The organism is Candidatus Sodalis pierantonius str. SOPE (assembly GCF_000517405.1).
Taxonomy (GTDB): domain Bacteria; phylum Pseudomonadota; class Gammaproteobacteria; order Enterobacterales; family Enterobacteriaceae; genus Sodalis_C; species Sodalis_C pierantonii.
Window position 1 is genome coordinate 2,238,639 of the sequence record NZ_CP006568.1, and the last position, 26,298, is coordinate 2,264,936.

Consider the following 26,298-nt stretch of genomic DNA (forward strand, 5'->3'; position numbering starts at 1 on the left):
CCCTTGGGCGGGACTGGGCAACCTCTGCCCGCTGCACAGCCTCGCTTTGGGAAACCCTGGCGCTTGCCGCTACACATCCGCCAGGGGAAAATAGCCGAGCGCCTCGCAGCCCTCACCCACCCGAGGTGTGGCAATCACTTGCAGCAGGTGCAAATCGATCGCGCTCAGGGTGCCGTCATCCTCATTAGCAATCAGCAACAGCGCGTTATCGGGGCTGAAGCAACCATCCATCGGTTTATTGCCGACGCGAAAGCTGGCCAGCGGCGTGAGTTCACCGTCCAAGAGTGTCACCACCGGCTCGCCGTCGCCCACGACCGCCAACAGCGAACCGTCGTGATTAAAGCGGACGACCTGTGCGTTGTGATGGTGATCATTAAGAGGTAGCGTGCCGCGCAGCTGATGGCTGTCGCTATCGACAATATACAGCGCCGGACGGTCGGCGGCCGTGGCCACCACATAGAGATGGCGGGGCGGCGATACCGCCGATCGGTCCCGGCATGGCAATCGTATCCAGCACCTGTCCCGGCGAGACGGCGATATCCACCACGATAATACTGGCGTCCTCTTCATTTTCGGTGAACAGCTTTTTCTCCGACGGCGTAATGGTTAGGCGGTGCGTGTTGGCTGAAGGTGTAGCTATCCGCTCAACCACCCGGTCATCATCTGTGTCGATCACCACGATGGCGCGGCTATTTTCACAGCAGAGATAAAAGCGCCCATCATCGCCAATACGGCCGGTATGGGGAGATTGCAACGGGCTGATGTCGATAAAACTCCGTAGGGTGCGCCGCGCCAGGTCGATGACGGCGATTTTGTGTCCTGGATGCGGATTGTCTCCATGCACGCCGTCGCCGTACAAGGGAACGTAGGCCTTCATTTTCGCTGCCGCAATCACCAACTCGTGCGGACGGGGCGGAAAGCCGTTCAGCCTTTGCTGTACAACATAGCTGTCAGCATCGAGGAACAGAACGTTTGAGCCTTGCTTGTCAACGGCAATCAGGCCATAGGCGTTGGCGAGTGTGGTCATAGTCGCTCTCCCTTCTCAGCTATCTTTACCCTAAGAATAGTTCATCATGCAAGGTTTGGCGCCGACGCAGACAGCGTTTACACTGGGAGCTGTGTCGACAGTCGCTATGGTAATAGCGTAAGTAGCGGCGGCGGCACCGTCAGCAACATGCGCTGCGGCTCGGGCAGCGAAACAATCATAGGTCATCAGAAAGAGTCTGGTGGAAAGGGTGCGCCCCCGCCTGCGAGAGGGGCCTTTCATTAATTTATTCACAAATTAATAATATATTTACTAGCATTAAAATGGCCCTGCGGCGGGAGGATTTAATTTATGTCATGTGCATTAAAATAAATAACCTACTATTTACCCGAGGACAATAACATTATTCCCCACAGGTCAAAAAGGAGGACAAGCCAGTAATAGCGCCCGCTGCGGGGGGATTGGCTGGCAAAGCGATAACTCTGGACCAGAGGGGAAGGTTAATTTAATGTTGTCATAATTAAAAAATCAAAGATAGAATCATTAGTTACCAAAAGCAGTTAACTATCGCGCCCAATGTTATTTTCGTTCACGACCTTGTCAAGGACGTTTAATGACTTGGATTCCTTAATATTCGTTCACTAACGAATATCGGCTTTGTTGAATAAATCGAACTTTTAGGTGACTGGCGGCTCTGATCACTACATTCGTTTCAACATCAGGTCCCCATGGCAAAGCAAAAGTTTAAAATCACCAACTGGCCCGCATACAACAATGCGCTCAGGCAGCGGGGGGACCTGACAGTATGGCTTGATGAGTCAGCCATTGCTGCATAGACTGAGAGTACACCACCTGAACATCGTGGCCGGCCGCTTCACTACACTGATATGGCCATTACCATGGTTCTGATGATAAAGCGCGTGTTTAACCTTTCGCTCCGGGCGTTACAGGGTTTCGTTGACGCGATTTTTAAACTGATGGAGCTGTCGCTGCGCTGCCCAGATTACTCTCTGGTCAGCCGGCGAGCAAAAACCGTCGACATCAGCATAAAAACGCCAACCCGCGGCGAAATCTCACACCTGGTCATCGATGGCACCGGCCTGAAAATCTTCGGCGAAGGCGAATGGAAAGTCAGGTAGCATGGGGCTGAGAGGCGCAGAGTATGGCACAAGCTTCATCTGGCAGTAGATAGCGCGACACATGAAATTATCTGTGCCGATTTATCGCTAAGCGGTACGACAGATGCGCAGGCGCTGCCCGGGCTGATTAACCAAACCCACCGGAAAATCAGGGAAGCATCGGCTGACAGTGCTTACGATACGCGTTACTGTCATGATGCTCTGCTGAGGAAAAAAATAAAGCCGCTTATCCCACCGCGAAGTGGTGCGCAATATTGGCCAGCTCGATACCATGAGCGTAACCATGCGGTGGCAAATCAGCATCTGAGCGGCAATAACGATACCTGGAAAAAGAAAGTAGGTTATCACCGGCGTTCACTGGCTGAAACGGCCATGTTCCGGTTTAAAACACTTCTGGGTGGTCATCTGAGTCTGCATGACTATGACGCGCAGGTAGGTGAGGCTATGGTCAAAGCGCTTAACCGGATCACGCTGTTAGGAATGCCAAACAGCGTCCGCATCATGTAACAATCGCCCTGATAGGGAGGAAGTCGTCACAAATTTCGGATTTATTCAACAAAGCACTGTTAAGGCGTCGATGACGCGGTAATTATTCCCTGGTGAGGCGCTGTTGGGTAATACCGTCAGCGTCGTTTTTTATTGCCGCGGCTTTCATTTTGGACCCTAATGCTGTGTCATGCCGACAGCGGAAAATTATTTCATGCTGTCAATAAACATGCCTTTGGTCAAATCCCGCAACCATTTATGGCAGGGTGAATGATTATGTTTTGAATGCCATGCCTGGATAATACTGCGCTTACCCAGATCGAAATCGGCGCTGAAGAATTCCACCGCCACATTCAATTTTTTCATTGTGGTGACGGCTTTGTTGAATAAATCGAACTTTTAGGTGACTGGCGGCTCTGATCACTACATTCGTTTCAACATCAGGTCCCCATGGCAAAGCAAAAGTTTAAAATCACCAACTGGCCCGCATATAACAATGCGCTCAGGCAGCGGGGGGACCTGACAGTATGGCTTGATGAGTCAGCCATTGCTGCATGGACTGAGAGTACACCACCTGAACATCGTGGCCGGCCGCTTCACTACACCGATATGGCCATTACCACGGTTCTGATGATAAAGCGCGTGTTTAACCTTTCGCTCCGGGCGTTACAGGGTTTCGTTGACTCGATTTTTAAACTGATGGGGCTGTCGCTGCGCTGCCCAGATTACTCTCTGGTCAGCCGGCGAGCAAAAACCGTCGACATCAGCATAAAAACGCCAACCCGCGGCGAAATCTCACACCTGGTCATCGATGGCACCGGCCTGAAAGTCTTCGGCGAAGGCGAATGGAAAGTCAGGCAGCATGGGGCTGAGAGACGCAGAGTATGGCGCAAGCTTCATCTGGCAGTAGATAGCGTGACACATGAAATTATCTGTGCCGATTTATCGCTAAGCGGTACGACAGATGCGCAGGCGCTGCCCGGGCTGATTAACCAAACCCACCGGAAAATCAGGGAAGCGTCGGCTGACAGTGCTTACGATACGCGTTACTGTCATGATGCTCTGCTGAGGAAAAAAATAAAGCCGCTTATCCCACCGCGAAGTGGTGCACAATATTGGCCAGCTCGATACCATGAGCGTAACCATGCGGTGGCAAATCAGCATCTGAGGGGCTTTGTTGAATAAATCGAACTTTTAGGTGACTGGCGGCTATGATCACTACATTCGTTTCAACATCAGGTCCCCATGGCAAAGCAAAAGTTTAAAATTACCAACTGGCCCGCATATAACAATGCGCTCAGGCAGCGGGGGGACCTGACAGTATGGCTTGATGAGTCAGCCATTGCTGCATGGACTGAGAGTACACCACCTGAACATCGTGGCCGGCCGCTTCACTACACCGATATGGCCATTACCACGGTTCTGATGATAAAGCGCGTGTTTAACCTTTCGCTCCGGGCGTTACAGGGTTTCGTTGACTCGATTTTTAAACTGATGGGGCTGTCGCTGTGCTGCCCAGATTACTCTCTGGTCAGCCGGCGAGCAAAAACCGTCGACATCAGCATAAAAACCGCTTTGTTGAATAAATCCGAAATTTGTGACGACTTCCTCCCTATCAGGGCGATTGTTACATGATGCGGACGCTGTTTGGCATTCCTAACAACGTGATCCGGTTAAGCGCTTTGACCATTGCCATAGCCTCACCTACCTGCGCGTCATAGTCATGCAGACTCAGATGACCACCCAGAAGTATTTTAAACCGGAACATGGCCGTTTCAGCCAGTGAACGCCGGTGATAACCTACTTTCTTTTTCCAGGTATCGTTATTGCCGCTCAGATGCTGATTTGCCACCGCATGGTTACGCTCATGGTATCGAGCTGGCCAATATTGCGCACCACTTCGCGGTGGGATAAGCGGCTTTATTTTTTTCCTCAGCAGAGCATCATGACAGTAACGCGTATCGTAAGCACTGTCAGCCGACGCTTCCCTGATTTTCCGGTGGGTTTGGTTAATCAGCCCGGGCAGCGCCTGCGCATCTGTCGTACCGCTTAGCGATAAATCGGCACAGATAATTTCATGTGTCGCGCTATCTACTGCCAGATGAAGCTTGCGCCATACTCTGCGCCTCTCAGCCCCATGCTGCCTGACTTTCCATTCGCCTTCGCCGAAGATTTTCAGGCCGGTGCCATCGATGACCAGGTGTGAGATTTCGCCGCGGGTTGGCGTTTTTATGCTGATGTCGACGGTTTTTGCTCGCCGGCTGACCAGAGAGTAATCTGGGCAGCGCAGCGACAGCCCCATCAGTTTAAAAATCGAGTCAACGAAACCCTGTAACGCCCGGAGCGAAAGGTTAAACACGCGCTTTATCATCAGAACCGTGGTAATGGCCATATCGGTGTAGTGAAGCGGCCGGCCACGATGTTCAGGTGGTGTACTCTCAGTCCATGCAGCAATGGCTGACTCATCAAGCCATACTGTCAGGTCCCCCCGCTGCCTGAGCGCATTGTTATATGCGGGCCAGTTGGTGATTTTAAACTTTTGCTTTGCCATGGGGACCTGATGTTGAAACGAATGTAGTGATCAGAGCCGCCAGTCACCTAAAAGTTCGATTTATTCAACAAAGCCCCTTGATAAGGTTACTTGCCGGGACTTCGAGTGTTTGTTGCTGACTTTGATTGCGCGCGTTCGGACCGGCAAACATATCTCCCTGACCGCCGGTGAGCCATTCCAGACGGACGCCCGTATCCGCCAGGCATTTGACCACTAAATCAGAAGGGTATAAATCTTTTTTATAGCGCATTGAAAGATTGCTGGCCGTGATACCGAGATGCTTACAATACTCAATTTTAGGAGCCTGTTTAGAAATTTGTGTATTTGCCTGATTTTGATATGTTCAATCCAACATCAAAAACAGGTTAATTTATGGACGAAAAACAGTTGCAGGCTCTGGCTAACGAACTGGCCAAAAATCTCAAAACCCCTGAAGATCTCAGTCACTTCGATCGGCTGCTGAAAAAAATTAGCGTCGAAGCAGCTCTCAATGCCGAAATGACCCATCACCTCGGCTACGATAAAAATCAGCCTAAACCGGGGACCAACGCCCGCAACGGCTATTCCACAAAAACCGTTACCACTGGCGATGGCCCGCTGGCGCTGCGTACTCCGCGCGATCGTGACGGTTCCTTTGAACCGCAACTGGTGAAGAAGAACCAGACCCGGATTACCGGGATGGATAACCAGATTTTATCGTTGTACGCCAAAGGGATGACCACCCGCGAGATCGCCGCCGCGTTCAAAGAGCTGTATGACGTCGATGTCTCGCCGGCGCTGGTCTTAAAGGTCACCGATGCGGTCATGGAGCAGGTTGTCGAATGGCAAAACCGGCCTCTGGATGCAGTCTATCCCATTGTTTATCTTGACTGTATCGTTCTAAAAGTCCGGCAGGACAGCCGCATCATCAACAAATCTGTGTTCCTGGCGCTGGGCATCAACATCGAAGGCCAGAAAGAGTTGCTAGGTATGTGGCTGGCCGAAAATGAAGGCGCAAAGTTCTGGCTGAACGTGCTGACAGAGCTGAAAAACCGCGGCCTGAACGATATCCTTATCGCCTGCGTAGACGGGCTGAAAGGTTTCCCTGACGCTATTAACGCGGTGTATCCGGAGGCGCGGCTCCAGCTGTGTATCGTACATATGGTGCGCAACAGCCTGCGGTTCGTCTCCTGGAAGGACTACAAGGCCGTCACACGCGACCTGAAAGCTATCTATCAGGCCCCTACGGAAGAAGCCGGCTTGCAGGCGCTGGAAGCGTTCTCCAGTGCCTGGGACATCCGCTACCCGCAAATAAGTCGAAGCTGGCAGGCAAACTGGGCCAATCTGGCCACGTTCTTTGCCTACCCAACGGACATCCGCAAGGTGATCTACACGACCAACGCCATCGAGTCGTTAAACAGCGTGATCCGGCATGCCATCAAAAAGCGCAAGGTGTTCCCGACCGACGACGCAGTGAAAAAGGTGGTGTGGCTGACGATACAGGCGGCCTCACAGAAATGGACAATGCCTTTGAGGGACTGGCGCATGGCAATGAGCCGCTTTATTACCGAGTTCGGTGACCGCCTGGACGGTCACTTCTGAGAAAAGGCATTTACACAGAATCGTGTACAGGGTCGGGTCTGGGTTACGAGGCGTTACAGCGGATCCGGCGTGTCAGGACGGGTTGCCGGGGCGGTCGCCTGCTTATCCGCGGCGTGGCCGCCGGCGGCACCATGATCGTCGAACCGATAATCTGGCCGTTGCCAGTCGCTGACCGGCAGCGGCGAAGGCGTATAGGCCGGCGCTGGCGCTTTGGTCATCGGCGCGCTGGCATGATGCTTGAAGCGCATTGCGGGGGTGTCTGGCGATACCGGCAACGGACGTCCTTCCTGCGTCAGCGGCGGGCTGACGGGCGGCGGCATATGACGGGCGGCGTCTTCAGCCGCAGCGGATGGCGTTGGCTGCGCGGTGCCGACATTCTGACCGTCCGCGGCCGGAACGACCGGGGGCAATGCAGCGCCGAGGAACGGCTCGGAGACGGCGACGGCGTCCGCATTGGCTGTGTCGTCAGGGCGTGACGCATCGTGCGTCTCAGGCGGCGTAACGTCCTGCGCCGAGTTGACCGGACGTTCGTCGTCATGGGACGCGACCGGCTGCGACGGTGATGCCAAATCGGCGGAACGCTCCTCTTCGTGAACCGTGACTGGCTGCGACGCCGGCACCGAATCGGCATGACGTTCTTCATCGCGTTGTTCAAGCGACAGCGGTGCGGTTTCGGCGTTGGGGGTGGCCGGTGCGGCAATAGGCTGTGCTGGCGCTTGCGATACATCGTCGCCATCATCAGCCGTTGGCGTCACGGCGCTGCCGGCAGCCGGTTCGGCCCGCTCGATCTGCCGCTGCGCCATCGGCTGCTCGCCTGGGGCGATCACCGGCGGTACGTCATCAGCGGCAGCTTCCTGCGCAGGTGACGGTATCAGCGTTGACGGCGGCAGCTGTTGGCTGTTCAGCGCCTCGCTGACCGTCGCGGCTGCGGCTTCGCCCGCCGGCGTAACGGCAAACGCCGCCTGTTTCTGACCCACGGTGGCATCGGTACCCGCGGCCACATCGGCGCCGGCGTCATGTTCCGGTTGCTCAATGGGGGTGACGGGATAGCTCACCCAGACTTTACCCGAGGCCATTTCCGGCGACACTACCGCGCTAGTAAGCGGTACCGGCGATGAGAGCGGATAACGTTCGTCACGGTAGCGGCGACGGCGTTGACCGCTGACGCGCAGATGACGGGGTGAACGGCGGGAACGGCGCGGCAAGCCCGCCTCGTTGCCGTTACGTCCGCCGTCGGCATTGCCGGCCTCGAGCGCGACATCATTTTCACTTTGCAAACCGCCGATATCGTCATCTTGGCTTTCCACCGCCGCATTGAAGGCGGCCGTAGCGCTTTCCGCCGCGTCTGATGTCGGCGCTGCCCGATCGCCGACGCGGATTTTGCGGTTCAGCGCGCGACGCTGGCGGCGCGGCTGGGCCTGAATCGGTTTATCTTCCTCGCTGGCGGTGTCGTCTGGCGCTATCTCGGCCGGCAGCGTTTTCAACTCCTGCTCGGCGACTTGCGCTTTCGGCTCCTGCTGACGGCGCCGTTGGCGATCCTGGCGGGGTTCACGGCGCGATTGTTGCACCTGCCCTTCCTGCTGAGTCTCGCCAATCATCTCGCCCTCGGTCTCCGTCTCGGTGACGGCCTGGGGACGCTTGCGGCGCGTATCGTCGCGACCTTCGCGCGGCTGACGGCTTTCCTGACCGGCGCGGGTCGACTCGTTATTGTGCTCGCGTCGGCCACTCGGTTGACGGCGTTGACCGCGGCGATCCTGACGGCGCGGCGTTTCCGTTTCGGGCGGCATCTCAACGACAACCGCTTCGGCGGCGTTGGTTTCCGTCTGCTGCGCCGGCGTACCGATGAGGGATTTGAAGCCGGCGACCAGGCGGCCGAACAAGCCGCGGGAAGCGCCCGCGGCCTTTACCGCGGCGGCAGGCGCTGCCTGCACCACGGTTTCAGCGGCGGCGGGTTTCTCGCTGGCCAGCGGCGGATCGGGCATGACAAAGGCCGCCAGCGCCGGCTGCTCGGGGCGCTTGCGCTCTGCGGCGGGCTCCTCCGACGGCTGGATCATTTCCACTTCGTGCAATTGTGGCAGCAGATAGCTCAGCGTCGGGGCCTCTTCGCCTTTGCGCACGCGCAACACCGCATAATGCGGGGTCTGCATTTGATCGTTCGGGACGATAATCGCCCGTACGCCGCCTTGACGTTTCTCGATGGCGTTGACGGCTTCGCGCTTCTCGTTTAACAAATAGGAGGCGATGGGAACCGGCACAATGGCATGAACTTCGAGAGTATTCTCTTTCAGCGCTTCTTCTTCGATAAGCCGCAGTATGGAAAGGGAAAGGGATTCGTTATCACGGATGGTGCCGGTGCCGCCGCAGCGGGGGCAGACGTGATGGCTCGATTCACCCAGTGACGGACTCAGGCGCTGACGGGAGAGCTCCAGCAGACCGAAGCGGGAGATGCGGCCTATTTGAATACGGGCACGATCCTGGCGCACCGACTCGCGTAGGCAATTTTCCACTTCCCGCTGATGGCGCACCGGCGTCATATCGATGAAGTCGATAACGATCAGACCGCCCAGGTCGCGCAGACGCAGCTGACGGGCGATTTCGTCGGCCGCTTCAAGGTTGGTATTGAAAGCGGTTTCTTCAATATCGCCGCCGCGGGTTGAACGTGCGGAGTTGATATCAATAGCGGTAAGCGCCTCGGTGGTGTCGATGACAATGGAACCGCCGGAGGGCAATCGCACTTCACGCTGAAATGCGGATTCAATCTGTGATTCGATCTGGTAGTGGCTGAACAGGGGGATTTCACCGCTGTAAAGTTTAATCTTACTGGTAAAATCCGGGCGGCCAAGCGACGCGATATGCTCCTTCGCTAGATCCAGCACTTTGGGATTATCGATCAGGATTTCGCCAATATCGGGCCGTAAATAATCGCGGAAAGCGCGGACGATAACATTACTTTCCTGGTGAATCAAAAACGGCGCCGGGCGCCCTTCGGCGGCCTTCTTTATCGCTTGCCAGTGTTTGAGGCGAAAGGCAAGATCCCATTGCAGCGCATCGGCCGATTTGCCGACGCCGGCGGTGCGGACGATAAGCCCCATACCGTCAGGTAGTTCAAGGGAGGACAGCGCTTCTTTCAGCTCGGTGCGGTCGTCGCCTTCGATACGGCGCGAAATCCCGCCCGCGCGCGGATTGTTCGGCATCAGCACCAGATAGCTGCCGGCCAGGCTGATAAAGGTGGTCAGCGCCGCGCCTTTATTACCCCGTTCCTCTTTGTCCACCTGCACGATGACTTCCTGACCTTCACGCAGCACATCCTTGATATTGGGTCTGCCATGGGAAGAATATTGAGGAGGAAAGTACTCGCGGGAAATTTCTTTAAGAGGAAGGAAACCGTGGCGCTCGGCGCCATAATCCACAAACGCCGCTTCCAGGCTGGGTTCAATACGGGTGATTTTACCCTTGTAGATATTGGCTTTTTTTTGCTCATGCCCGGGGCTCTCAATATCTAGGTCATACAGCCGCTGGCCATCTACCAGAGCAACGCGCAACTCCTCCTGTTGAGTTGCGTTAATTAACATTCTTTTCATCGTAACTTACTCATTTTTTATGCATTGGCATCAGAGCTGCGGGCAAAAAACCGCATGGCCGGGTAATCACCGACGACCCCGTGACTTGGCGCAAAGCCGTCAACCTCACGGTTGTCGCTTGCTAAGGGGCGCATTATTTCGGTAGCCTGTTTCCCATAACGGAAAAGAGCACTTTTACAGGGGAATAACGTCTGATGGTTATTGCCAGAACGGATTCCTTTTGCCGACCAAGCTGCAATCCGCAGCCCGCTAACTGCCCGAATTAGCCATTACGTCTTACGCCATTGCCGCGTTTAGGCTAAACCAGACAAATTCAAAATTCCTCGATTACTCGTCCTAGACGCGAAAGCGTGGAAAGTAAATGCATTATTCCACTGCTGACACGCATATAGCAAGACAACTTTAGCCATCGATGACAAGTTTCAGACCCATCCTGATGGCTTCTCACAGAATAGCGTAACGAGGCCACCGGACCAGAAAAAACCTTTTACCGATGAAACCACAGTTAAGCACATAAAAAGAAGTGGCGCTATGGTATCGGTATATTTAGAATCCCGGCCCATGAATGAGAATAATCCCGGCGTACATTTTATCACCATCACCGCAGACGAAGCCGGTCAGCGGATAGACAATTTTTTGCGTACGCACCTCAAAGGGGTGCCGAAAAGCATGATTTACCGCATCGTGCGTAAAGGTGAAGTACGCGTCAATAAAAAAAGGGTAAAACCGGAATACAAACTGCAAAATGATGATGAAGTGCGTATTCCACCGGTACGACGGTCGGATGACGAGCAGGCGCCTGTTTCCGCCGGGATCGATAAAGTCGCCGTGTTAAATGACGCCGTGCTTTATGAAGACGATTATCTGCTGATCCTGAATAAACCGGCCGGCACGGCCGTACATGGCGGCAGCGGTCTGAGTTTTGGCGTTATTGAAGGCCTGCGCGCCCTGCGCCCCGATGCGCGCTTTCTGGAATTGGTTCACCGCCTTGATCGGGACACCTCCGGCGTGCTGTTGGTGGCCAAGAAACGTTCGGCGCTGCGCGCGCTGCATGAGCAATTGCGCGCCAAGGGGATGCAAAAGGACTATCTGGCGCTGGTGTGCGGTCAGTGGCAGTCCCACGTTAAAACGGTCGCGGCGCCGCTGCTGAAGAATATCCTCGCCAGCGGCGAGCGCATCGTGCGGGTAAACAGCGAGGGAAAACCGTCGGAAACCCGTTTCAAGGTGGAAGAGCGGTTTACGCTGGCCACGCTGGTCAGGGCGAGTCCAATCACCGGGCGCACCCATCAGATTCGGGTTCATGCCCAACATGCCGGCCATCCCATTGCGTTTGACGATCGCTACGGCGACGGCGCGTTCGATCAGCAACTAACAGTGTGCGGCCTGAATCGCCTGTTTTTGCATGCTGCCGCGCTGCGCTTTGATCATCCCGGCAGCGGCGAAACGCTGCGGATAGAAGCGCCGCTGGATGCGCCGCTGCGCCAATGCCTGCTGTATCTGCGCGCCCATCATAAATAGCCGTTTCGGGCGCGCGCCCGCTGTTAACGGTTACGCCCGCAGCGGATTCACCCCCTCCCGGCGCAACATGTCGGCTAGTGTCAGCAGCAGCAGCCCGATCAAGGTATTGGGATCGCGGCCTTCCAGCGCCTCGAACAGCGCGATCCCCAAGCCTTCGCACTGAAAACTGCCCGCACACTGCAAAGGTTGTTCCAAACGCACATAGCCGGCGATTTCCGCGTCCTCCAGCGTCCGAAAATGGACGACAAAGGGCTCCATACACATCTGTAGCCGCCCGCTGGCGCTGTTATGCAGTGCCAGACCGGTGTAGAACGTTACCGCTTTACCGGAAGCGCGGGTGAGCTGCGCAATGGCATTCGCTTCCGTTAACGGCTTGCCCGTGATCTGGCCCGCTAACACGTAGCACTGATCGGAACCGATTATCAGGTGGTGGGGATATCTGTCGGCCAGCGCCTGCGCTTTCGCGCTGGCCAGACGTTGCACCATTTACGCCGCCGTTTCGCCGGCGAGCGGGGTTTCATCGATATCTGGCGCCAGGTAATCAAACGGTATTTTCAGTTTCTCCAGCAGCGTGCGGCGGTAAGGGGAAGAGGAGGCCAACACAATTTTATTCATGACACTGTTACCCGCACTATGGCGAAAATGACTGCAGCATTTTAAACTGTCCGGCGTCAATAATGCGAATATGGGGGAAAAGCGGTGCAAAACACCCTTTTTCTTTGACTCCCGCCCGTTACAAAGTTAATATGCGCGCCCTATGCAAAATGTAAAATTACCCTTGACCATTGATGCGGTACGCACCGCTCAGAAACGCCTGGACTACGCTGGAGCCTATGCGCCTGAGCGGGTAACGCGTGTTGCCGAATCCGTGGTGAGTGTGGAGAGTGATGTCGAGGCCGCGTTGTCGTTCGCAATCGATAACCAGCGCCTGGCGGTGATTAGCGGCCACGCGGACGTAGAGGTGACTCTGCGCTGCCAGCGTTGCAACCAGCCGTTTGCGCATCAGGTTCACACGACATTCAGTTTCAGTCCGGTCGTCAGCGACGAGCAGGCTGAGGCGTTGCCGGAAGCGTATGAGGCGGTCTACGTCGATGAATTTGGCGAGATGGATTTGTTGGCAATGATTGAAGATGAAATTATTCTCTCTTTGCCTATCGCGCCGGTGCATGATCCTGAACACTGTGAAGTGTCCGCAACGGAACAGGTATTTGGTAAACTACCCGCCGAGGCGGAAAAACCTAATCCATTTTCCGTATTAGCCAGTTTAAAGCATAAGTAATCGAGGAGTAAGGTCCATGGCCGTACAACAAAATAAACCCACCCGTTCCAAACGTGGTATGCGCCGTTCTCACGACGAGCTGACCACCTCCACTGTATCAGTGGACAACGCTTCCGGTGAAACCCACCTGCGTCACCACATCACCGCCGACGGTTTCTACCGCGGTCGTAAAGTTATCGCCAAGTAATTCCCAAGGCGATACATTGAGACGTCTAACCCTTGCGTTAGATGCAATGGGCGGTGACTTTGGTACCGCCGTGACGGTGCCTGCAGCATTGCAGGCACTGGTCTCATATCCGCAACTTGAACTGCTGCTCGTCGGCAATCCCGCAGCGATTAATCCTTTACTGGTAAAAACCGATTCCGTTCTGCGCGAGCGATTGACGGTCATACCCGCTGAATCGGTTATTACCAGTGACGCCAAACCGTCGCAGGCCATACGGGCCAGCCGCGGGACATCCATGCGCGTTGCGCTGGAGCTTATCAAGGACGGCCGCGCCCAGGCCTGCGTCAGCGCCGGCAATACCGGCGCGCTGATGGGGCTGGCGAAGCTGGTGCTAAAACCCCTTGACGGTATTGAGCGGCCGGCGCTGATGGTGGTTTTGCCCCATCAAAAGCAGGGCAAAACGGTGGTGTTGGATTTGGGCGCCAACGTCGCCTGCGATGGTTCGATGCTGGCGCAATTCGCCGTCATGGGCGCGGTGATGGCGGAGCACATCGTGGGGGTGAATAACCCGCGCGTAGCGCTTTTGAATATCGGTGAGGAAGAAACCAAGGGCCTCGACCCTATTCAGCACGCGGCGGCACTGTTACGAGATGTTCCGTCAATCAATTATATAGGCTATCTTGAAGCCAATGAATTATTGACGGGAAAAACCGATGTCCTGGTCTGTGACGGTTTTGTTGGTAACGTCACATTAAAGACCATGGAAGGGGTGATAAGAGTTTTTCTGTCATTGCTGAAATCCTCTGGGGAAAGCGGCAGGCAGGGTTGGCTGATGCAATGGGTCAAGCGCTGGATGAAACGTCGCCTGATTCGTCAATTCGGGCAACTGAATCCCGACCAATATAATGGCGCTTGCCTGATAGGTTTGCGAGGCACCGTAATTAAAAGTCACGGTGCGGCAAATCAGCGCGCGTTTACCGCCGCTATCGAACAGGCAATGCAAGCGGTGGAGCGGCAGATCCCGGAGCGGATTGCCGCACGCCTGGATACGGTACTACCCAAGAGTGATTAAGCGTACATGTTTACTAAGATTCTCGGCACCGGGAGCTGTCTTCCGGCGCAAATCCGGTCCAACGCCGACCTGGAAAAAATGGTGGACACTTCGGATGAGTGGATTGTCACCCGAACCGGCATCCGCGAACGCCGCATCGCCAGTGCCGATGAAACTGTCTCCAGTATGGGGCGTCATGCCGCTGAACTAGCGCTGAATATGGCCGGCATCGAGGCGGAGAAAGTCGGCATGGTGATTGTCGCCACCACCTCGTCCAGCCACGCTTTTCCCAGTTCAGCCTGTCAGATTCAGCGCGACCTGGGGATCAACGACTGCATCGCTTTCGATATGGCGGCGGCCTGCGCCGGTTTTGCCTATGCGCTCGGGGTGGCGGACACCTATATCAAAAACGGCGCGGTCGAGTATGCGCTGGTGGTAGGGTCCGATACGTTAAGCCATACCCTGGACCCCGAGGATCGCGGTACGTTGATTCTGTTCGGTGACGGGGCGGGCACGGTGGTACTCGGACGCTCGGCGACACCGGGCATCATTTCCACGCATCTGCACGCCGATGGCCGCTATGGCGATCTGCTGACGCTTCCGTATCATAATCGCCTGGATCCCGCCGCTTCCGCTTACCTGACGATGTCGGGTAACGATGTGTTCAAGGTGGCGGTCACCGAACTGGCGCATATCGTTGATGAAACGCTCAGCGCCAACGCGCTCGATCGCAGCGAGCTGGACTGGCTGGTGCCGCATCAGGCCAACCTGCGCATCATTACCGCCACCGCCAAACGCCTGGGAATGGGCATGGAAAAAGTGGTGGTCACACTGGATAGGCACGGCAATACCTCCGCCGCTTCGGTGCCGCTGGCGCTCGATGAAGCGGTGCGCGACGGTCGCATTCAGCCGGGACAGCTGGTGCTGCTTGAAGCCTTTGGTGGCGGTTTCACCTGGGGTTCGGTGCTGTTACGGTTTTAATCTACAGGAAGCATAATAATGACTGTTTTTGCCATGGTATTTCCAGGACAGGGCTCCCAGACGGTGGAGATGCTGGCGGAGCTGGCGGTAGATCACGCGGTGGTCGAGGCGACGTTCGCCAAAGCTTCCGCCGCTCTGGGCTATGATTTGTGGCAGCGGGTGCAGCAAGGCCCGGCTGAAGAGCTGAACAAAACCTGGCAGACCCAGCCGGCATTATTGGCGTCATCTGTTGCCCTGTGGCGCGTCTGGCAGCAGCAGGGCGGACGAGCGCCGGCGCTGCTGGCTGGCCACAGTTTGGGCGAGTATTCGGCGCTGGTTTGCGCCGGCAGTCTGGATTTCACCGCGGCAATTGCGCTGGTGGCGCTGCGCGGCAAACTAATGCAGGAAGCGGTACCGGCCGGTAGCGGCGCAATGTCCGCTATCATCGGGCTGGACAACGATGCTATCGCCGCCGCCTGTGAGCGGGCGGCTCAGGGGCAAGTGGTTTCGCCGGTGAATTTCAATTCGCCGGGTCAGGTGGTTATCGCCGGGCATAAGGAGGCGGTGGAACGGGCCGGCGTATTCTGTAAGGAAGCCGGGGCCAAGCGCGCGTTGCCGTTGCCGGTCAGCGTGCCGTCCCATTGTGCCCTGATGAAGCCCGCCGCGGAAAAACTGGCGCAGGCGTTGGAAGCGGTAACATTTGTCGCACCGCAGATCCCGGTGATCAATAACGTTGATGTACGCGCGGAGCAGGATCCGGCGGCCATCCGTCAAGCATTGGTGCGCCAGCTTTATAGCCCGGTGTGCTGGACTGAAACCGTGGAGTACCTTGCGGCCCAGGGCGTAGAGGTGTTGTTGGAAGTCGGCCCGGGCAAGGTGCTTACCGGACTGACCAAACGTATAGTCGGCACCCTGTCGGGCGCGGCGGTGAACGATCCTGCCTCGCTGGCCGCAGCGATTGAACTTTAACATTGGGGTTACAGATGAGCTTTGAAGGTAAAATTGCGCTGGTGACCGGCGCTAGCCGGGGTATTGGCCGCGCGATAGCGGAAACGCTCGCGGCGCGTGGTGCGACTGTGATTGGTACCGCTACCACTGAATCGAGCGCGGCCGCTATCAGCGCCTATCTGGGCGACAGCGGTAAAGGAATGGAATTGGATGTTTCCAGTAACGATTCCATCGAGGCTTTTTTAGAGAAAATGCGCGCGAAATTTGGCGACGCGGATATTTTAGTGAATAATGCGGGCATTACGCGTGATAATCTGCTGATGCGCATGAAAGAAGACGAATGGCAGTCTATTCTTGATACTAATCTGACGTCCGTATTCCGCATGTCGAAAGCGGTAATGCGGGCCATGATGAAAAAGCGCTACGGCAGAATTATTACAATCGGTTCTGTTGTTGGCGCCATGGGCAATGCGGGACAAGCCAATTATGCCGCCGCCAAGGCGGGGTTAATTGGCTTTAGTAAATCGCTGGCGCGTGAAGTCGCCTCGCGCGGCATTACGGTCAACGTGGTGGCGCCGGGATTTATCGCGACAGATATGACCGAAGCGTTGACAGATGAGCACCGTGCGGGCATTTTGTCCCAGATTCCGGCAAATCGTCTCGGCTATCCGAAAGAAATCGCCAGTGCTGTCGCTTTTTTCGCCTCTGAGGAGGCAGCATATATTACCGGCGAAACGATACATGTCAATGGCGGCATGTATATGCTGTAAAAAGCACGAAAATCATTTGCGTTATTTGTGGTAAAAACCGCAAAATAGCATAAAATCGTGGTTCGACCAGCCGGGATTGAGTTGCATCTTTTTCAACATTTTATACACTACGAAAACCATCGCGTAAGCGAGTTTTGATAGGAAATTTAAGAGTATGAGCACTATCGAAGAAAGCGTTAAGGCAATCATCGCTGAGCAACTGGGCGTTAAGAAAGAAGAAGTCGTAAATAATGCTTCTTTCGTTGACGACCTCGGCGCTGACTCTCTTGACACCGTTGAGCTGGTAATGGCGCTGGAAGAAGAGTTCGATACCGAAATTCCGGACGAAGAAGCTGAGAAAATCACTACTGTTCAGGCAGCAATTGATTTTATTCAGGCAAGCCAGCAGTAAGCGAACATCCCTAGGCGGTCACTCGACCGCCTAAGTTTTTAGTCCCACAGTAAACTATTTTCCCTCCCTGGAGGACAAACGTGTCTAAGCGTCGAGTAGTTGTGACCGGACTTGGCATGTTGTCTCCTGTCGGCAATACCGTAGAATCTACGTGGAGCGCGCTCCTTGCCGGACAGAGTGGCATCGGCCTGATCGACCATTTTGATACTACTGCCTATGCAACACGTTTTGCAGGCTTAGTTAAAAATTTTAATTCTGAAGATTATCTGTCGCGCAAAGAAGCCCGCAAGATGGATGCCTTCATCCAGTATGGCGTCGCCGCCGGCCTTCAGGCAATGCAGGACTCCGGCCTGGTGGTAACCGAAGAAAACGCCGATCGTATCGGCGCGGCCATCGGTTCGGGTATCGGCGGCCTGGGGCTGATTGAAGAGAACCACAGCGCCCTGGTGAACGGCGGACCGCGCAAAATCAGTCCGTTCTTCGTGCCCTCGACCATTGTCAATATGGTGGTAGGCCATTTGTCCATCATGTGTGGCCTGCGCGGGCCGAGCATCTCCATTGCCACCGCCTGTACCACCGGCGTGCATAATATCGGCCATGCGGCGCGCATTATCGCTTATGACGACGCGGACGTGATGCTGGCGGGGGGCGCCGAGAAAGGCAGCACGCCGCTGGGCGTCGGCGGTTTTGGCGCGGCGCGGGCGCTGTCGACCCGCAACGACGATCCCCAGGCCGCAAGCCGTCCTTGGGATCGCGACCGCGACGGTTTCGTTCTTGGCGACGGCGCGGGCGTGATGGTGCTGGAGGAGTATGAGCATGCCAAACGGCGCGGCGCGAAAATCTACGCCGGAGTGGTCGGATTTGGCATGAGCAGCGATGCGTACCACATGACCTCGCCGCCGGATGACGGCGCCGGCGCCGCGCGATCGATGATCAATGCGCTACGCGATACGGGCATAACGCCGGCGCAGGTGGCCTATATCAATGCGCACGGTACTTCGACGCCCACCGGCGATAAAGCCGAAACCCAGGCGGTGAAAGCGGTATTCGCCGAATCCGCCGGCAAAGTGATGGTGAGCTCCACGAAGTCGATGACGGGGCATCTGCTGGGGGCGGCCGGCGCTATCGAAGCAATCTTCAGCGTGTTGGCGTTACGCGATCAGGCGATTCCACCGACCATTAACCTGGATAATCCCGACGAAGGTTGCGACCTGGACTATGTGCCGAAAGAAGCGCGTCAGGTCAAGGGGATGGATTACACCTTGTGCAACTCGTTCGGCTTCGGCGGGACCAACGGCTCGCTGGTGTTCCGCGCGATTTAATCGTAGCATGTTGCTTAATGGCCCGTTATCGGGCCATTTTTTTTTAGTCTTCCGCGACCGGCCCAGAGGAGGTGAAATGTATTGGATCAACGGTATCCCGCAGGCACAATTGCCGCTCACCGATCGCACCGTACATTTCGGCGATGGTTTCTTCACCACCGCCCGGTTGCTTGATGGAGACATTCCTCTACTGACGTGGCATCTCGAACGGCTGGCGCAGGCGGGGCAGCGGTTACTGTTCGCGCCATTCGATGTCGACGCCCTGCGTCGTGAAATGCTGGCGGCGGCACACGGCGGCGGCGATGGCGTGATCAAAGCGCTGATAAGCCGCGGCAGCGGCGGCAGGGGCTATAGCTTTCGCGGCTGCGACGCGCCGCAGCGCATCGTTGCGCGCACCCCTGCGCCGGCGCAGTATCCCCGCTGGCGCCAGGAAGGCGTGCGGCTTAGCCTAAGCTCGGTGCGCCTGGCGCGTAATTCGCTGCTGGCGGGTATCAAGCACAATAACCGTTTGGAGCAGGTGCTCGTGCGCGCCCACCTGGACCGCGACGGCGCGGACGAGGCGCTGGTGCTGGACACCGAGGGTGTTGTGGTGGAGTGTTGCAGCGCCAATCTTTTCTGGCGCCAAGGGCGAGAGGTGTTCACGCCCGCGCTGCGTTATGCCGGCGTCGCCGGCGTGATGCGTCGCCATGTCATGTCGCTGCTGCCGGCGCTGGGCTACTCGCTGGAGGAAGTGAGCGTCGGGCCCGACGCCCTGACCACGGCGGATGAGGTGTTTATCACCAACGCCCTGTTGCCGGTGGTGCCGGTGCAGGCGATAGACACCCGGCAGTATGCCGACAGAACGCTCTACTTGCAGCTTAGCCCGCTGTGTTGACCGACGCCGGACGTGAGGTCGTTATGTTGATTTTTGGCCGGTGTGCGACCGGCCTGTTGGTTTGGAAGGGAACGTGAACTTATCGATGAAAAAGAAAAGGCTTCTCATCATCCTGCCGCTGGTGCTGGTAGCGCTGGCCGTCGGCTGCCTGTTGCGGATCAAACATTTTGCCGCTGAGCCATTGATCCTCAAGCAGGAAACAATTTTTACCTTGCCGGCCGGAACCGGTCGCGACGGTCTGCAACAGTTGCTGCGTCGACAGCATTTGGCGCGACATCTCGGCTGGCTGCCGTGGCTGATGGAGCTGGAGCCATCGTTGGCGCCGGTCAAGGCCGGCACCTATCGGCTGAAGCCGGGAATGACGGTGCGCGATCTGCTGCAACTGCTGGTCAGCGGCAAAGAGGCGCAGTTTTCCATCCGTTTTATTGAAGGATCAACGCTGAAAGAGTGGCTGGGCATTCTCGGACGGGCGCCGTATATGAAACACGATCTGCAGGGCGCCACCGCGCAGACGCTGGGCGCGAAACTCGGTGAGGCGGCGGATAGCGTGCTGGAGGGGCAGTTTTATCCCGACACCTATCTTTATACCGCCAATACTCCCGAAAGCGCGATTCTCAAGCGCGCGCGCCAGCGCATGAATACTACCCTGGCGCAGATCTGGCAGGGACGGGCCGAGGGCCTGCCGTACAAGACGCAGCAGGCGCTGTTGACCATGGCATCCATCGTTGAGAAAGAGACCGGGGTGAAAGAGGAGCGCGCGCGCGTTGCGTCGGTGTTTATTAACCGGCTGCGTATCGGCATGAAACTGCAAACCGACCCGACGGTTATCTACGGTATGGGCGAAAATTATCGCGGCAGTATTACGCGGCAGAATTTAACGATGCCGACGCCGTATAATACCTATATCATTACCGGGCTGCCGCCGACGCCGATTGCGATGCCCGGCCAGGCTTCACTGGAGGCGGCTGCGCACCCAGTGAAAAGCGTCTACCTCTATTTCGTCGCCGACGGGAGCGGTGGTCATGTGTTTACCACCAATTTGGCGAGCCATAACCAGGCGGTACAGCACTATCGCCAGCGGCAGAACGCAAAGGAAAATCATGAACAGTAAATTCATCGTGATCGAGGGGCTGGAAGGCGCCGGCAAAACCAGCGCGATTGCCGAGGTGGTCGACGTTCTGCGTCAGCAGGGGATTCGCGATGTGGTATTTACCCGCGAACCGGGCGGTACGCCGCTGGCGGAGGCGCTGCGCACGCTGATTAAAGACGGCGTGGGCGATGAGCCCGTCACCGACCGTGCGGAATTGCTGATGCTTTATGCCGCGCGGGTACAGCTGGTGGAAGGGGTTATCAAGCCGGCGCTGGCCCGGGGCGCCTGGGTGGTGGGCGACCGCCACGATCTCTCGTCCCAGGCCTATCAGGGCGGCGGACGCGGCATGGATACGCGCCTGTTGCAAACGCTGCGCGATGCGGTACTGGGCGAGTTCCGCCCCGACCTGACGCTGTATCTGGACATTCCGCCGGCGCTGGGTCTGGCCCGCGCCCGCGCCCGCGGCGAGCTGGATCGGATCGAAGTGGAGTCGCTGGCGTTTTTCGAGCGCACCCGCGCCCGTTATCAGGCGCTGGCGGCGGACGCGCGTATCGTGACCATTGACGCCAGCCAGCCGCTCGCCGCGGTGAGCGCCGCGATCCACGCCCGCCTGACGCAATGGCTACGCGCGCAGGTGCCGTCGCCATGAAATGGTATCCCTGGCTCAACGCCCCCTACCGACAAATCCTGTCTCGTTATCAGCAGGGGCGCGGGCATCACGCCCTGCTGCTGCATAGCCAGCCCGGCAACGGCGAGGCGTCGCTGTGCTACGCCCTCAGCCGCTGGCTCATGTGCCGGCAGCCGGACGGTAGCAAAAGCTGCGGGGTCTGTCACAGCTGCCGGCTGATGATGGCCGGCAATCATCCCGACTTTTATCAACCGGAGCCGGAAAAGGGGCGACAGACTCTGGGGGTGGACAGTATCCGCGCCATTATCGATAGCGTCTATGGCCGCGCCCGCCAGGGGGGTGTGAAAGTGGTCTGGCTGCCCCACGCCGAGCAACTCACCGAGCAGGCGGCCAACGCATTGTTGAAAACCCTGGAAGAGCCGCCGGAGGACACCTATTTTCTGCTGGTCTGTGAAACGCCGGCGCGTCTGTTGCCCACGCTGAGAAGCCGATGCCTCTATTGGCCACTGCCGGCCCCGAATGAGGCGCTGGGCCTGCGCTGGTTACGACAGGCGGGTTTTGACGACTCACTGTCCGCTTGCACCGCGCTGCGCCTGTGCGCTAACGCGCCGCTGGCGGCGGAAGCGTTACTTCAGCCGGCGCGCTGGCAGGCGCGGCTGGCGCTGTGCGAGGCGTTGCAGGATGCGCTGACCAACGGCGATTTTCTGGCGCTGTTGCCGGCGCTGTATCGGGATAAAGACGACGATCCGCTGCATTGGCTGCTTAGCCTGCTGACCGATGCGTTGAAGTGGCAGCAGGGCGCGCAGGAATTTCTGGTCAACGCCGACAGGACGTCGCTGGTTACCGCGCTGGCGGCGCGCTGGCCGGCCGGCGTACTGCACGCGCAGTGGCAACAGTGGTTGCTATGTTTGCGCCAGTGCCAGGAGATAAGCGGCGTTAATCGCGAATTATTGCTGACCCACCATTTGCTTAATTGGAAGCAGGGCGTTGCCCATACCTATGCTTCCCAGTGATCTAGGATAAGGTTGAACTATGTTTTTAGTGGATTCCCATTGCCATCTTGATGGCCTGGATTACCAAGCGCTGCATCGGGATGTGGCGGATGTCGCGGCCAAGGCGCGCGCGCGCGACGTGAAACTGATGCTGGCGGTCTGTACCACATTGCCGGGCTTTCACGCCATGACGGCTATGATCGGCCGTCGCGATGATGTGCTGTTTTCCTGCGGTATCCATCCCCTGAATCTTGATGAACCTTACGATTTCGCCGAGCTGCGGCGTCTGGCGGCGGGTGAGGGCGTGGTGGCGCTCGGCGAAACTGGTCTGGATTACTATTACCAGCAGGATAACAAGGCGCAGCAGCAGGCGGTGTTCCGCGAACATATTCGCGTGGGACGCGCGCTGAATAAACCGGTCATCGTACATACGCGCAGCGCCCGTGAAGACACCCTGGCCATCTTGCGCGAGGAGCAGGCCAGTGATTGCGGCGGCGTGCTTCACTGCTTTACCGAAGATCAGGCGACCGCCAAGGCGTTACTGGATATGGGTTTCTACATCTCTTTCTCCGGTATTGTCACTTTCCGCAATGCAGAAGCGCTGCGCGAGGCGGCGCGCTATGTTCCTCTCGACCTCCTTCTGGTGGAGACGGATTCCCCCTACCTGGCCCCGGTACCTTATCGCGGCAAGGAAAACCAGCCGGCTTATGTGCGCGATGTGGCGGAGTTTATGGCGGCGCTGAAGGGCGTCTCTCTGACGCAATTGGCTGCCGCCACCACCGATAATTTCAGCCGCCTGTTTCACGTGGAGATGCAGCGCTACCTCGACGCCAACTGATGTAAGTCAATATCATCATTATTATACTCGAAATAAACTTCAAATAGTGTTACTCTTACGTTACGCGATTGCGGGCGCGCGGGCCAGGCAGATGATGTACGGCTGCCCGCCGCTGTTTCCATGCCCGCTGTGTTGTGACCGTTTTTCCTAAGCCAGGCGGGAAACGCTGACGCGGGCGGCGCGCGCTCTTCTTCAAGATGACAACGCCGATAAAGCCCGCGCCCTTTTTTATGCAAGGCGGCGACGCCAATTAACAGAAACCGCCGCCGGTCTGACCTGGCGTGGACTTTGATGCAGCAGTATTTTTGAGTCAGGGGTAAAAACACCATGTTACAAAATATATTCGCCCACCTGCAGAAAATCGGCAAGTCGCTGATGCTGCCGGTTTCCGTCTTGCCCGTTGCCGGTATTTTGCTGGGGGTGGGTTCCGCGGCGTTCAGCTGGCTGCCGGCGGTGGTCTCCGACGTCATGGCGGAGGCGGGGGGCTCGGTTTTTGCCAATATGCCGCTGATATTCGCGGTCGGCGTGGCGCTGGGGTTTACTCATAACGACGGCGTGGCGGCGTTGGCGGCGGTGGTGGCGTACGGGATTATGGTCAAAACTATCGCCGTGGTCGCGCCGCTCATTTTGCATCTCTCTGCCGGCGACGTTGTCGCCAAACATCTGGCGGATACGGGGGTTCTGGGTGGCACTATCGCCGGCGCCATCGCCGCGTCGATGTTTAACCGCTTCTACCGTATCACGCTGCCGGAATATTTAGGTTTCTTCGCCGGTAAGCGCTTCGTACCGATTATCTCCGGCCTGCTGGCGATTGTGTTCGGCGTGGTGCTGTCGTTTATTTGGCCGCCGATTGGCGCCGCTATCCAGGAGTTCTCACACTGGGCCGCCTATCAGAATCCGATGGTGGCATTCGGTATTTACGGGGTGGTGGAGCGGGCGTTGGTACCGTTTGGCCTGCACCACATCTGGAATGTACCCTTCCAGATGCTGGTGGGGGAATTCTCCAACGCCGCCGGTCAAGTCTTTCATGGCGATATTCCACGCTATATGGCGGGGGATCCTACCGCGGGCAAGCTATCGGGTGGTTTCCTGTTTAAAATGTACGGTCTGCCCGCCGCCGCTATCGCCATTTGGCACGCCGCCCGGCCGGAAAACCGCGCCCGGGTCGGCGGTATGATGATTTCCGCCGCGCTGACCGCCTTTTTGACCGGTATCACCGAGCCTATCGAATTTTCCTTTATGTTCGTGGCGCCGCTGCTGTATGTCATTCATGCCATATTGGCGGGGCTGGCGTTTCCGCTGTGTATTCTGCTCGGCATGCGTGACGGCACCAGTTTCTCTCATGGGCTGATTGATTTTGTGGTGCTAAGCGGCAACAGCAGTCGCATCTGGCTGTTCCCCCTGGTGGGCATCGCCTATGGTCTGGTGTATTACAGCCTGTTCCGTCTGCTGATCGTCAAGCTGAATTTAAATACGCCGGGGCGCGATGTCGCGGCCGTCGAGGCGCTGTCAACGGGCGGCAGTGAACGGGCCGCGGCGCTGGTGGCGGCGTTTGGCGGCAAAACCAACATCACCAGTCTTGACGCCTGTATCACCCGGCTGCGCATCAGCGTGGCGGATGTGGCGAAAGTCGATCAGACCAGACTGAAGCAGCTGGGTGCCCGCGGTGTGGTAGTGGTGGGTGCCGGCGTACAGGCGATTTTCGGTACCCAATCCGATAATTTGAAAACCGAAATGGATGACTACCTGCGTCAAACGGTATGACCGCCCCCTGGCTGGTGGGGCGGGCATGGCGCGCGGTGTGCTTACGCGGGGCATGCAGGCGGTGACGTGTCACTCTGTCCGCGGTGAAGCGCAGTGGGTCACCGCGTTAGCGCGGCGGCAGATTTTATGCGACGCAGGGAGGCATGACCTTTATTGCCGACCACAGCCAGGAAACCGGCCATGCGGATGTGTTTTTTGCCCTTTCACACGCGGCGGATAATGAACCGCTGAACTACGAAAATTCCCGCCGATCCATCTGGAAAATGAGTCAACACTCATGAAAAAACGTCAATCCCGCCGTCAGGCGGCGCGCAACAGTGGCAAGGTCGCCGTCAGCCGTCAGCGGAACATGAGCATGATCAAGACCGGCACCCTGGGCAATCCTGAACCGGTACTGACCACAGGTACTGATTACCGCGATATCTGGTACGACAACGCGGTCGATCACTATTCACTGCCCATTGACCGGCTGGCGCTGGCGCAGCTGGTAAACCTCAACGGCCAGCACGGAGGGGTGCTCTATGCCCGGCGCAATATGGTGGCCGCCGATTATCGGTGCGGCGGCCTGAGCCACGAGCAGCTGAAGGCCGGCATGTTTGATTACCTGACCTTTGGCGATCTGGCCATCCTGAAAGTGCGCAACGGCTGGGGCGAAGTGATCGCCCTGGCTCCGCTGCCCTAGCTCTATCTGCGTCTGCGCAAAAGCGGCGAATTCCTGATATTGCAACAGGGCGAGCCGCTAGTTTACACCCGCCAGAAGACGTCATTTTTCTGCAACAGTACGATCCGCAGCAGCAGATTTACGGTCTGCCGGACTATATCGGCGGGATCCACTCGGCGCTACTTAACAGCGAGGCCACTATTTTTCGGCGTCTCTACTACCATAACGGCGCGCATACGGGCGGCATCATTTACACCAATGATCCGAACCTCAGTCCTGAAATGGAAGAGCAAATCATGGAATGCGTTGAGCAGGGAAAAGGGGTCGGAAATTTTAAAACGCTGTTTGTCAGTATTCCGAAGGGCGATCCCGAGGGCATCAAATTTATTCCTATCGGCGATATCAGCGCCAAGGATGAGTTCAGCAATATCAAGAATATCAGCGCTCAGGATGTGTTAACCGCACACCGCTACCCGGCCGGGCTGGCGGGGATTATTCCCAGCAATGCCGCGGGCCTCGGCGACCCGGTCAAGGCGCGGGAAACCTACCGGCAGGACGAGGTGATCCCGCTTCAGCGCATACTACGGGATGCCGTCAATCATGACCCTGAGATCCCCGCGCATTTGCACCTGATGTTTGGTGAAGAGGCGGCAAAAACCGATACGGAAACGGCATAAAAAATGGTATAATTCAGTGTCTTTTACAGTTTTTGGTGAGATGAAC

At 57.1% G+C, this 26,298-nt stretch carries 21 protein-coding genes and 6 pseudogenes; 21 read left to right on the top strand and 6 right to left on the bottom strand.

Annotated features, from left to right (window positions below; genetic code table 11):
- Window positions 1-69 precede the first annotated feature (69 nt).
- Window positions 70-1,027 (bottom strand): annotated as a pseudogene (locus SOPEG_RS11385) (YncE family protein).
- Window positions 1,028-1,713: 686 nt separating this feature from the next.
- Between SOPEG_RS11385 and SOPEG_RS26305 the strand changes: the two are divergent.
- Window positions 1,714-2,631 (top strand): annotated as a pseudogene (locus tag SOPEG_RS26305) (IS5 family transposase).
- A 186-nt stretch (window positions 2,632-2,817) separates the two neighbouring features.
- On the opposite strand, the gene SOPEG_RS28265 reads toward SOPEG_RS26305, so the two are convergent.
- A complete protein-coding gene (locus SOPEG_RS28265) occupies window positions 2,818-2,976 on the bottom strand; it encodes a hypothetical protein (protein WP_158382382.1) in 159 nt (52 codons plus the stop codon).
- 84 nt (window positions 2,977-3,060) lie between these two features.
- On the opposite strand from SOPEG_RS28265, the pseudogene SOPEG_RS11400 reads away from it, so the two are divergent.
- Window positions 3,061-3,783 (top strand): annotated as a pseudogene (locus SOPEG_RS11400) (IS5 family transposase); the annotation flags it as partial.
- Between the two features lie 72 nt (window positions 3,784-3,855).
- Window positions 3,856-4,182 (top strand): annotated as a pseudogene (locus SOPEG_RS11405) (transposase); the annotation flags it as partial.
- Window positions 4,183-4,237: 55 nt separating this feature from the next.
- Here the strand turns inward: SOPEG_RS11405 and SOPEG_RS11410 are convergent.
- Together SOPEG_RS11410 and SOPEG_RS11415 are read right to left on the bottom strand one after the other, a co-directional pair.
- Window positions 4,238-5,161 (bottom strand): IS5-like element ISSoEn1 family transposase, encoded by a 924-nt coding sequence (locus SOPEG_RS11410; RefSeq protein WP_025243834.1) that lies wholly within the window; start codon window positions 5,159-5,161, stop codon window positions 4,238-4,240.
- Window positions 5,162-5,225: 64 nt separating this feature from the next.
- Window positions 5,226-5,477: a helix-turn-helix domain-containing protein gene (locus SOPEG_RS11415; RefSeq protein WP_335334094.1), complete on the bottom strand. Its 252-nt coding sequence runs from the start codon at window positions 5,475-5,477 to the stop codon at window positions 5,226-5,228.
- Window positions 5,478-5,533: 56 nt separating this feature from the next.
- Here SOPEG_RS11415 and SOPEG_RS11420 point away from each other — a divergent pair, with 56 nt between their 5' ends.
- Window positions 5,534-6,742, top strand: a complete 1,209-nt coding sequence (locus SOPEG_RS11420) for an IS256-like element ISSoEn2 family transposase (protein ID WP_025245435.1) — start codon at window positions 5,534-5,536, stop codon at window positions 6,740-6,742.
- 53 nt (window positions 6,743-6,795) lie between these two features.
- On the opposite strand, the gene rne is transcribed toward SOPEG_RS11420, so the two are convergent.
- Complete coding sequence (gene rne / locus SOPEG_RS11425) at window positions 6,796-10,323, bottom strand: ribonuclease E (RefSeq protein WP_025245436.1); 3,528 nt, start codon at window positions 10,321-10,323, stop codon at window positions 6,796-6,798.
- A gap of 561 nt (window positions 10,324-10,884) precedes the next feature.
- Between rne and rluC the strand changes: the two genes are divergently transcribed.
- Window positions 10,885-11,841 carry a 23S rRNA pseudouridine(955/2504/2580) synthase RluC gene (gene rluC / locus SOPEG_RS11430; protein WP_025245437.1) on the top strand — a complete coding sequence of 319 codons (957 nt, stop codon included), beginning with the start codon at window positions 10,885-10,887 and terminating at the stop codon, window positions 11,839-11,841.
- Window positions 11,842-11,871: 30 nt separating this feature from the next.
- Here rluC and SOPEG_RS11435 read toward each other — a convergent pair.
- Window positions 11,872-12,456: pseudogene (locus SOPEG_RS11435) on the bottom strand (Maf family protein).
- Between the two features lie 142 nt (window positions 12,457-12,598).
- Between SOPEG_RS11435 and yceD the strand changes: the two are divergent.
- The 16 genes and pseudogenes from yceD (at window position 12,599) to SOPEG_RS11515 (ending at window position 26,252) form a co-directional block, all read left to right on the top strand.
- Window positions 12,599-13,120 (top strand): 23S rRNA accumulation protein YceD, encoded by a 522-nt coding sequence (gene yceD, locus SOPEG_RS11440; RefSeq protein WP_025245438.1) that lies wholly within the window; start codon window positions 12,599-12,601, stop codon window positions 13,118-13,120.
- Window positions 13,121-13,136: 16 nt separating this feature from the next.
- Complete coding sequence (rpmF, locus tag SOPEG_RS11445; RefSeq protein WP_025245439.1) at window positions 13,137-13,307, top strand: 50S ribosomal protein L32; 171 nt, start codon at window positions 13,137-13,139, stop codon at window positions 13,305-13,307.
- Window positions 13,308-13,323: 16 nt separating this feature from the next.
- Window positions 13,324-14,358: a phosphate acyltransferase PlsX gene (gene plsX, locus SOPEG_RS11450; RefSeq protein WP_025245440.1), complete on the top strand. Its 1,035-nt coding sequence runs from the start codon at window positions 13,324-13,326 to the stop codon at window positions 14,356-14,358.
- Between the two features lie 6 nt (window positions 14,359-14,364).
- Window positions 14,365-15,318, top strand: coding sequence for a beta-ketoacyl-ACP synthase III (locus tag SOPEG_RS11455; protein ID WP_025245441.1), 954 nt, complete (start codon window positions 14,365-14,367; stop codon window positions 15,316-15,318).
- A gap of 18 nt (window positions 15,319-15,336) precedes the next feature.
- Window positions 15,337-16,266, top strand: coding sequence for an ACP S-malonyltransferase (gene fabD, locus SOPEG_RS11460; RefSeq protein WP_025245442.1), 930 nt, complete (start codon window positions 15,337-15,339; stop codon window positions 16,264-16,266).
- A 14-nt stretch (window positions 16,267-16,280) separates the two neighbouring features.
- Window positions 16,281-17,015, top strand: a complete 735-nt coding sequence (gene fabG, locus SOPEG_RS11465; protein ID WP_025245443.1) for a 3-oxoacyl-ACP reductase FabG — start codon at window positions 16,281-16,283, stop codon at window positions 17,013-17,015.
- A 154-nt stretch (window positions 17,016-17,169) separates the two neighbouring features.
- Window positions 17,170-17,406: an acyl carrier protein gene (gene acpP, locus SOPEG_RS11470; RefSeq protein ID WP_011410921.1), complete on the top strand. Its 237-nt coding sequence runs from the start codon at window positions 17,170-17,172 to the stop codon at window positions 17,404-17,406.
- 80 nt (window positions 17,407-17,486) lie between these two features.
- The gene (fabF, locus tag SOPEG_RS11475) at window positions 17,487-18,728 is read left to right on the top strand and encodes a beta-ketoacyl-ACP synthase II (RefSeq protein ID WP_025245444.1); all 1,242 of its coding nucleotides are present in this window, start codon (window positions 17,487-17,489) and stop codon (window positions 18,726-18,728) included.
- A gap of 76 nt (window positions 18,729-18,804) precedes the next feature.
- A complete protein-coding gene (gene pabC / locus SOPEG_RS11480; RefSeq protein ID WP_025245445.1) occupies window positions 18,805-19,602 on the top strand; it encodes an aminodeoxychorismate lyase in 798 nt (265 codons plus the stop codon).
- Window positions 19,603-19,687: 85 nt separating this feature from the next.
- A complete protein-coding gene (mltG, locus tag SOPEG_RS11485; protein WP_025245446.1) occupies window positions 19,688-20,713 on the top strand; it encodes an endolytic transglycosylase MltG in 1,026 nt (341 codons plus the stop codon).
- Complete coding sequence (gene tmk / locus SOPEG_RS11490; protein WP_025245447.1) at window positions 20,703-21,341, top strand: dTMP kinase; 639 nt, start codon at window positions 20,703-20,705, stop codon at window positions 21,339-21,341. The genes mltG and tmk overlap by 11 nt, the downstream gene beginning before the upstream one ends.
- Window positions 21,338-22,333: a DNA polymerase III subunit delta' gene (gene holB / locus SOPEG_RS11495; protein ID WP_025245448.1), complete on the top strand. Its 996-nt coding sequence runs from the start codon at window positions 21,338-21,340 to the stop codon at window positions 22,331-22,333. The genes tmk and holB overlap by 4 nt, the downstream gene beginning before the upstream one ends.
- 19 nt (window positions 22,334-22,352) lie before the next feature.
- Window positions 22,353-23,150: a metal-dependent hydrolase gene (locus SOPEG_RS11500; protein ID WP_025245449.1), complete on the top strand. Its 798-nt coding sequence runs from the start codon at window positions 22,353-22,355 to the stop codon at window positions 23,148-23,150.
- 327 nt (window positions 23,151-23,477) lie between these two features.
- The gene (gene ptsG, locus SOPEG_RS11510) at window positions 23,478-24,914 is read left to right on the top strand and encodes a PTS glucose transporter subunit IIBC (protein WP_025245451.1); all 1,437 of its coding nucleotides are present in this window, start codon (window positions 23,478-23,480) and stop codon (window positions 24,912-24,914) included.
- A gap of 143 nt (window positions 24,915-25,057) precedes the next feature.
- Window positions 25,058-25,195: a hypothetical protein gene (locus SOPEG_RS28270; RefSeq protein WP_158382384.1), complete on the top strand. Its 138-nt coding sequence runs from the start codon at window positions 25,058-25,060 to the stop codon at window positions 25,193-25,195.
- Window positions 25,192-26,252: pseudogene (locus tag SOPEG_RS11515) on the top strand (phage portal protein). The gene SOPEG_RS28270 and the pseudogene SOPEG_RS11515 overlap by 4 nt, the downstream one beginning before the upstream one ends.
- Window positions 26,253-26,298 lie beyond the last annotated feature (46 nt).

Excerpts from the sequence above, each read along its gene's own strand:
- SOPEG_RS11455 (WP_025245441.1), top strand. The coding sequence starts at position 14,365 with ATGTTTACTAAGATTCTCGGCACCGGGAGCTGTCTTCCGGCGCAAATC.
- SOPEG_RS28265 (WP_158382382.1), bottom strand. The coding sequence starts at position 2,976 with ATGAAAAAATTGAATGTGGCGGTGGAATTCTTCAGCGCCGATTTCGAT.
- SOPEG_RS11500 (WP_025245449.1), top strand. The coding sequence starts at position 22,353 with ATGTTTTTAGTGGATTCCCATTGCCATCTTGATGGCCTGGATTACCAA.
- ptsG (WP_025245451.1), top strand. The coding sequence starts at position 23,478 with ATGTTACAAAATATATTCGCCCACCTGCAGAAAATCGGCAAGTCGCTG.
- acpP (WP_011410921.1), top strand. The coding sequence starts at position 17,170 with ATGAGCACTATCGAAGAAAGCGTTAAGGCAATCATCGCTGAGCAACTG.
- pabC (WP_025245445.1), top strand. The coding sequence starts at position 18,805 with ATGTATTGGATCAACGGTATCCCGCAGGCACAATTGCCGCTCACCGAT.
- rne (WP_025245436.1), bottom strand. The coding sequence starts at position 10,323 with ATGAAAAGAATGTTAATTAACGCAACTCAACAGGAGGAGTTGCGCGTT.
- SOPEG_RS11420 (WP_025245435.1), top strand. The coding sequence starts at position 5,534 with ATGGACGAAAAACAGTTGCAGGCTCTGGCTAACGAACTGGCCAAAAAT.
- mltG (WP_025245446.1), top strand. The coding sequence starts at position 19,688 with ATGAAAAAGAAAAGGCTTCTCATCATCCTGCCGCTGGTGCTGGTAGCG.
- holB (WP_025245448.1), top strand. The coding sequence starts at position 21,338 with ATGAAATGGTATCCCTGGCTCAACGCCCCCTACCGACAAATCCTGTCT.
- tmk (WP_025245447.1), top strand. The coding sequence starts at position 20,703 with ATGAACAGTAAATTCATCGTGATCGAGGGGCTGGAAGGCGCCGGCAAA.
- SOPEG_RS28270 (WP_158382384.1), top strand. The coding sequence starts at position 25,058 with ATGACCTTTATTGCCGACCACAGCCAGGAAACCGGCCATGCGGATGTG.
- fabD (WP_025245442.1), top strand. The coding sequence starts at position 15,337 with ATGACTGTTTTTGCCATGGTATTTCCAGGACAGGGCTCCCAGACGGTG.
- yceD (WP_025245438.1), top strand. The coding sequence starts at position 12,599 with ATGCAAAATGTAAAATTACCCTTGACCATTGATGCGGTACGCACCGCT.
- rpmF (WP_025245439.1), top strand. The coding sequence starts at position 13,137 with ATGGCCGTACAACAAAATAAACCCACCCGTTCCAAACGTGGTATGCGC.
- rluC (WP_025245437.1), top strand. The coding sequence starts at position 10,885 with ATGAATGAGAATAATCCCGGCGTACATTTTATCACCATCACCGCAGAC.
- SOPEG_RS11410 (WP_025243834.1), bottom strand. The coding sequence starts at position 5,161 with ATGGCAAAGCAAAAGTTTAAAATCACCAACTGGCCCGCATATAACAAT.
- fabG (WP_025245443.1), top strand. The coding sequence starts at position 16,281 with ATGAGCTTTGAAGGTAAAATTGCGCTGGTGACCGGCGCTAGCCGGGGT.